The organism is uncultured Alloprevotella sp. (genome assembly GCF_963536905.1).
GTDB lineage: Bacteria > Bacteroidota > Bacteroidia > Bacteroidales > Bacteroidaceae > Alloprevotella.
Window position 1 is genome coordinate 1 of sequence record NZ_CAUTBW010000079.1, and the last position, 4,836, is coordinate 4,836.

Consider the following 4,836-nt stretch of genomic DNA (forward strand, 5'->3'; position numbering starts at 1 on the left):
CCAACATTCCCCCAATGCGTGCGCACGCTGTGCGCAACCTGGCAAGCAGATTCAATCGCCTCTTGGGTGAGGAAAAGGGCCGATTCCTGCATGTTTCTTACAACAGCTATGCCCACCGTATGGCCATCTGTGCCATCAGTATGGAGCAGCGAAACCGCGAACTTGATATTTTAGTAGATGAACATGAATGGAAAGAAAAACTGCCCGAAGACTTCTTCAGCGATGAACCTTGGGAGGAAGGACAAGAGTATGAGTAATGCCACGGTCACGAGCCACGGCATAGTAGATACCTCGGACACCGTTTATACCGTGCCCGATGTTGCCCGCATGTTCGGACGCAAGAAATGTACCATCCGCAAGCGCATTGAGAAGGGACTTATTCCTGCCCACAAGATGGGACGCTGCTGGTATATTCTGAAGTCGGAACTGGTGGCGGGACTGAGAGATACTTAGCGAATCCTCTAAATAACAAGTGACTAAGTAGAAGTCCCCAGCCGACCCGCTGTGAAGTCAGTCGGCTGGGGCATTTTTTGTGAACATTGAAATTATTAGAGGATGAGATGATACCCAAGACCATCATAGAAAAGATACTCGACGCGGCACATATAGAAGATGTGGTGGGCGAGTTCCTGCCGCTTCAGAAGCGTGGCACCGTCTATCGTGCCCTGTGCCCTTTCCACCAGGAGAAGACACCTTCGTTTACCGTTACGCCCAACCGCAGCATGTTCTACTGTTTCGGCTGCCATAAGGGAGGCGACGTGATCACCTTCCTGATGGAGCATGAGAACATGACCTACCCGGAGGCCGTCAGGTGGCTGGGCAGGAAGTACGGCATTGAGGTGGAGGAAAGAGAGGAAACCATCGACGAGAAGCAGCAACGACTGAAACACGAGTCGCTGCTGATTGTCAATGCCACTGTGCATCAGCATTACCGTGAGGTGTTCCTGCGCTATAAGCCAGCCCAGGACTATGCCTACCATCGCTGGGGGCAGAAGTATTGCGACGAGATAGAGATAGGTTTTGCGCCCATCGACGGCAAAGCCCTCTCCCATCTGCCCCTGCAAAAGGAGTTTCTTCAGGAACTGGGGCTTATCAACCCACAAGGTTACGACTTCTTCCAGAACCGCATCGTCATCCCCATCAAGGACCGCTACCAGCACATCATCGGCTTCACGGCAAGGGTGATGGACGACAGCCAGCCCAAATACCTCAACAGCAAGGAATCCCTCATCTACAGTAAGCGCAACACGGTCTTTGGTTTAGACGTGGCGTGGAGGGCAGCAGGAAAGACAGGACAGATGTATCTCGTGGAGGGCGCACCCGACTGTATGCGCCTGCACTCCATCGGTGTGCAGAACGCCGTGGCCGAGCTCGGTTCGGCATGGACAGCCGAACAGTTCCAGCTCATCCATCGGGCAGCCCCAAAGGTATGTTTCATTCCCGATAACGACCCACCCAAGGACGGTGCCGTGTTCGGAACGGGCGTTGAAGCCGTGATGAAAGCCGGCAAGTTAGCCACCGAGCAACACCTTATCGTATCGGTCAAGGAAATACCTACCACCGAGGATGGCAAGAAAGAAGATCCTGACACTTATTTCACCCATATCAGCATCTTCAGGGACGTACTGGAAGTAGATTTCGTATTGTGGCTGGCTGCCAAGCTGTTTGAAACTTGTGGCAACACTGAAGAGAAGAGCGATGCCGTGAAGCAGGTAGCCTATCTGCTGTCATTTATCGACGACGACACCAAACTCACGATGTACATTGATGCCCTCACCAAGTACCATCGGGGCAAGCTCTTCTGGCAGAAGGCAATCGAGAACGAAAAGATAAGGCGCGACAGCCCGAAGGAGGAAGAGGTTGACCTGAACCGCCGTTATGGTTTCTGGATAGACCACGGCAAATACTTCTCCACCACCGAGAAGGGCGGTGTGCTGGAATGGAGCAATTTTACGCTGACACCCCTCTTCCACATCAAGGACCCACTCATGGCCAAGCGACTCTACCTGCTTACTAACGAGTTGGGCACGAAGGAGATTGTGGAGATGGAGCAGGGAGACCTTATCTCACTCCAGAAGTTCCGTCAGAAGCTCGAATCGCTCGGCAACTTCATCTGGAAGGCCGGTGAGAAGGAACTCATCAAACTGAAGAGTTTCCTCTATGAAAAGACCGAGACGGCAGCCCAGATCAAGCAGCTTGGCTGGAACAAGAAAGGCTTTTATACCTTTGGCAACGGCATCTATTATGGAGGGAAGTTCAGCGAAGTTAATGAATACGGCATCGTACATCTGGGCGAAAAGGGCAACTACTACCTGCCAGCTTTCTCCCAGATTTATAAGGAGAACACCGACTATTTCCGCTTCGAGCGTCAGTTTGTGCATTTCAATTTCTCCATGATCAGTCTCCAGGACTTCACCCGTCAGCTCTTTCTCGTCTTTGGCGACAATGGCAAGATAGGCTTTTGCTTCTATCTCGCTACACTCTTCCGTGACATCATCACTCTCACAACCCGCTCTTTCCCCATCCTCGACCTGTTCGGTCCGAAAGGTTCTGGTAAGAGTGAACTGGGCCACACGCTGATGTCATTCTTCGTGATCGACAACATACCGCCCAACATCCAGAACTCCACCATTCCGGCCCTCAACGACACCGTGGCTGCCGCCGCCAACGCCCTGGTGCATATTGACGAATACAAGAACGGCATCGACACCGCCAAGATCGAGTTTGTCAAGGGCCTATGGGACGGTACGGGGAGAACGCGCATGAACATGGCCGCCGACAAGAAGAAGGAAACCACCGCCGTGGATGCAGGAGTAATCATCTCCGGACAGGAAATGCCCACGGCCGACATCGCCCTCTTCAGCCGGCTCATCTTCCTCTCGTTCCCCAAGTCCGACTTCACGGAAGATGAAAAGAAGAATTATCAACGGCTACTCATGATGCGTTCCAAGGGAATGACACACTTAACCCTACAGCTCTTGGCCCATAGGGAACTGTTTGCCAAAGCCTTTTATGATCAGTATCATTTGATATTGGATGATGTGAACAAGCGGTTAGGCGGTAGGAATGTCATCGATCGCATTGTGCAAAACTGGGTGATTCCACTTGCTGCCTTCCGATGCTTGGAAGGCAAGTTGGATTTACCTATCGCGTATTCAGATGTTTTGAATGTAATGGTTGAGGGCATCGTACACCAGAACATGGAGTGTAAGACCAACGACGAACTGGGCAGTTTTTGGCGCATGGTGCAGTTCCTCAATAGCGAGGGCGAGATCTACGAAGATGCCGATTTTAGAATTAGAGCCGTCAGCCGGTTCCACTCCAGTACCATCAGCGAGACGGTATGGCCGGAGCCGCACAGGATACTCTACCTGCAGAAGACCCGCATCTTCATGCTCTACAAACTCAATGCCCACCGCAACGGCGAGACCTCCCTGCCCGAGGAGTCGCTGCGTTACTATCTTGAAAACAGCAAAGAGTATCTGGGCGAGCAGCGCATGACCTACCACGTCATTAAGAAAGGCAATCAAGTCCTCGATTTTGAGCACCGCGACGCTAAGGGGCAACCCACTAAGATGTCCGTGCAGCAGCGTTCCTACTGTTTCGACTATGAAAAGCTCGTCGAGGCGTTTGACATCAATTTGGAGATGACGAGAGAAGAAAATAATAGTTAAATACAACCTGTGAGTTGTATAGTTCAAATATATAACTTATCTTTGCAACATAAAAGAAAGAACATGACGTTCGATAAAATTACAGACGACGGCCGTCTATGGGCTGCGTGATACGATGGGGAGGGCGACAATGCGTTCTATATACTGTTTGACAAGTAGGACGATGTAGTGTGGCTTCGGCAATTCTTCCGTGACAATTGGGATGATTTGTCTGCCTATTTCAAGGTGACGGACATCAACCAAGCCATAGAAGATACGATTGAGGACAGCGATCAGCTGCAATGCCTGATGCTGGATTTACAGCCTGATTCCAATCTGGAGTCGCTATTTCACTCATTGGAAAACTTCCGCATCTCGGAGATGATGCTCGGCAAGGAAAAAGCCAAGCTGAAACGAACAGTACGCCATTCTTCATGGTTTTGCATCTATGCTATAAAGCTATCACAAGGTGTGTATGTCATTACAGGTGGAGCCATTAAGCTCACGCTCAAAATGGAAGAGCGCAACCATACGAAGGCAGAATTGGCGAAACTGGAGAAAGTCCGCCGATTTCTTCTGAATGAAGATATTATCGACGATGATTCTTTCATAGATTATGTTACCACAATATAAAAAAGGAGGTAAGTATGAACCGAATAATAAGCAAACTGGAAGCGCACGAGAGTAAGACTCCCTCACGCTGGCGCGAGGCGGCTGAATACCGCCAGGCTAACAAGTCGTGGCTCCGCCACTCGCAGCGTATTGCGATGCTTGTGCTCGACAAGATGGACGAACTCCATCTTACCCAGACAGAACTTGCCCGGCGCATGGGCTGCTCGTAGCAGTACGTGTCGAAGATACTTCGTGGCAAGGAAAACCTTTCCATCGAGACACTATGTAAGATAGAGGATGCCATCTCACTCCATTTGCTCCCCAGCGAGGTAGAAGCCGTATGATGAAGCTATACTCACATGAAGATATGCTCGACCAGGTGTTGGGCAGCAAAGGCACTCCTGCCCGTAATGCTTATGAGCAGAAAATCAACTGCCTCTTGAAAGATAAAAGAGATACGCATTAAGAAAAGATACCAAAGGTTTGTATAGATAGGATTTATACAGTATCTTTGCGCCGCTAGAACCCGCCAAGCCTCTCAACGATGCTCAAATGAGTTTGCAAATGAGGG

At 50.5% G+C, this 4,836-nt stretch carries 5 protein-coding genes and 2 pseudogenes; 6 read left to right on the forward strand and 1 reads right to left on the reverse strand.

The window, feature by feature from the left end; translation table 11 throughout:
- Together ABLA33_RS09865 and ABLA33_RS09870 are read left to right on the forward strand one after the other, a co-directional pair.
- Positions 1-257: hypothetical protein (locus tag ABLA33_RS09865; RefSeq protein WP_347720170.1), on the forward strand; the 257-nt coding region annotated here is incomplete at its 5' end.
- Entirely contained in the window at positions 250-453 is a 204-nt protein-coding gene (locus ABLA33_RS09870; protein WP_347720171.1) for a helix-turn-helix domain-containing protein, read from the forward strand. The genes ABLA33_RS09865 and ABLA33_RS09870, both read left to right, overlap by 8 nt.
- A 95-nt stretch (positions 454-548) precedes the next feature.
- Here the strand turns inward: ABLA33_RS09870 and ABLA33_RS09875 are convergent, their stop codons facing one another.
- Positions 549-680: a hypothetical protein gene (locus ABLA33_RS09875; RefSeq protein WP_347720173.1), complete on the reverse strand. Its 132-nt coding sequence runs from the start codon at positions 678-680 to the stop codon at positions 549-551.
- On the opposite strand from ABLA33_RS09875, the gene ABLA33_RS09880 reads away from it, so the two are divergent.
- The 4 genes and pseudogenes from ABLA33_RS09880 (at position 618) to ABLA33_RS09895 (ending at position 4,731) form a co-directional block, all read left to right on the forward strand.
- Positions 618-3,674, forward strand: coding sequence for a CHC2 zinc finger domain-containing protein (locus tag ABLA33_RS09880; RefSeq protein ID WP_347720172.1), 3,057 nt, complete (start codon positions 618-620; stop codon positions 3,672-3,674). The genes ABLA33_RS09875 and ABLA33_RS09880 overlap by 63 nt on opposite strands.
- A 63-nt stretch (positions 3,675-3,737) precedes the next feature.
- Positions 3,738-4,286 (forward strand): annotated as a pseudogene (locus ABLA33_RS09885) (hypothetical protein).
- A 14-nt stretch (positions 4,287-4,300) separates the two neighbouring features.
- Positions 4,301-4,609, forward strand: a pseudogene (locus ABLA33_RS09890) (helix-turn-helix transcriptional regulator).
- Positions 4,606-4,731: an XRE family transcriptional regulator gene (locus ABLA33_RS09895; protein ID WP_308376926.1), complete on the forward strand. Its 126-nt coding sequence runs from the start codon at positions 4,606-4,608 to the stop codon at positions 4,729-4,731. The pseudogene ABLA33_RS09890 and the gene ABLA33_RS09895 overlap by 4 nt, the downstream one beginning before the upstream one ends.
- Positions 4,732-4,836 lie beyond the last annotated feature (105 nt).

Coding starts and splice junctions, on each gene's coding strand:
- ABLA33_RS09870 (WP_347720171.1), top strand. CDS start 250: ATGAGTAATGCCACGGTCACGAGCCACGGCATAGTAGATACCTCGGAC.
- ABLA33_RS09895 (WP_308376926.1), top strand. CDS start 4,606: ATGATGAAGCTATACTCACATGAAGATATGCTCGACCAGGTGTTGGGC.